The 1637-nt window shown below is 59.8% G+C and carries 1 protein-coding gene; it reads right to left on the bottom strand.

The features are described from left to right. Positions 1-1637 (bottom strand): transketolase (gene tkt, locus HMPREF3096_RS06340; protein ID WP_070544363.1); only part of this gene is annotated, 1637 nt, incomplete at both ends.

Here is a 1637-nt window from a genome sequence, read left to right as displayed (position 1 = left end):
GAACCGGTGGCGATGAAGATCAGCTCCGGCTGGCCGGCACAATCTTTCAGCACGTAACCGCCGCGAGCGACGTTTGCCAGCTGCTCTGCGGTACGCTCCTGCTGCGCCAGGTTCTGACGGGAGAGGATCAGCGCGGTCGGGCCGTCCTGACGCTCTACGCCATATTTCCACGCAATCGCGGATTCAACCTGGTCACACGGACGCCAGGTGGACATGTTCGGCGTCACGCGCAGGGAAGCCACCTGCTCTACCGGCTGGTGAGTCGGGCCGTCTTCACCCAGACCGATGGAGTCGTGGGTGTAGACCATCACCTGACGCTGTTTCATCAGCGCGGCCATACGTACCGCATTACGCGCGTATTCCACGAACATCAGGAAGGTGGAGGTGTACGGCAGGAAACCGCCGTGCAGCGCGATACCGTTGGCGATAGCGGTCATACCGAATTCACGCACGCCGTAATGAATGTAGTTACCCGCGGTGTCTTCGTTGATCGGCTTAGAACCAGACCACAGGGTCAGGTTGGACGGCGCCAGGTCAGCGGAGCCGCCGAGGAATTCCGGCAGCAGCGGGCCGAAGGCTTCGATAGCATTCTGCGACGCTTTACGGCTGGCGATTTTCGCCGGGTTAGCCTGCAGCTTCGCGATGAACTCGTTAGCTTTGGCGTCGAAGTCAGACGGCATCTCACCTTTCATACGACGGGTGAATTCGGCCGCTTCCTGCGGGAAGGCTTTCGCGTAGGCAGCAAACTTCTCATTCCACGCCGCTTCTTTCGCCTGGCCGGCTTCTTTGGCATCCCACTGCGCATAGATGTCAGACGGGATGTCAAACGGCGCGTGTTTCCAGCTCAGCGCTTCGCGGGTCAGGGCGATTTCGGCGTCGCCCAGCGGTGCGCCGTGGGAGTCGTGGGTACCGGCTTTGTTCGGCGAACCAAAACCAATGATGGTTTTGCACATCAGCAGGGACGGTTTGTCGGTAACTGCACGCGCTTCTTCTACTGCGCGTTTGATGGCGTCAGCGTCGTGACCGTCAACGCCGCGTACCACGTGCCAGCCGTAGGCTTCAAAGCGTTTCGCGGTATCGTCGGTGAACCAGCCTTCAACGTGGCCGTCGATGGAGATGCCGTTGTCATCATAGAAGGCCACCAGTTTGCCCAGTTTCAGAGTACCGGCCAGGGAGCACACTTCGTGAGAAATGCCTTCCATCATGCAGCCGTCGCCCATGAAGGCGTAGGTGTAGTGGTCGACGATATCGTGGCCCGGACGGTTGAACTGCGCCGCCAGAGTTTTCTCGGCAATAGCCATCCCGACCGCGTTAGCGATACCCTGGCCCAGCGGACCGGTGGTGGTTTCCACGCCCGCGGTGTAGCCGACTTCCGGGTGACCCGGGGTTTTGGAGTGCAGCTGGCGGAAGTTTTTCAGCTCTTCAATCGGCAGATCGTAGCCAGTGAGGTGCAGCAGGCTGTAAATCAGCATCGAACCATGGCCATTTGACAACACAAAACGGTCACGGTCAGCCCAGGCCGGATTGTTCGGGTTATGGTTCAGGAAATCACGCCACAGCACTTCGGCAATGTCAGCCATACCCATCGGGGCCCCCGGGTGGCCGGATTTGGCTTTCTGTACAGCGTCCATGCTCAG

It is taken from the genome of Klebsiella sp. HMSC25G12 (assembly GCF_001807705.1).
GTDB lineage: Bacteria > Pseudomonadota > Gammaproteobacteria > Enterobacterales > Enterobacteriaceae > Klebsiella > Klebsiella variicola.
The sequence above is the reverse complement of the archived record's forward strand: the minus strand, read 5'-3'. Positions and strand labels throughout refer to the sequence as shown.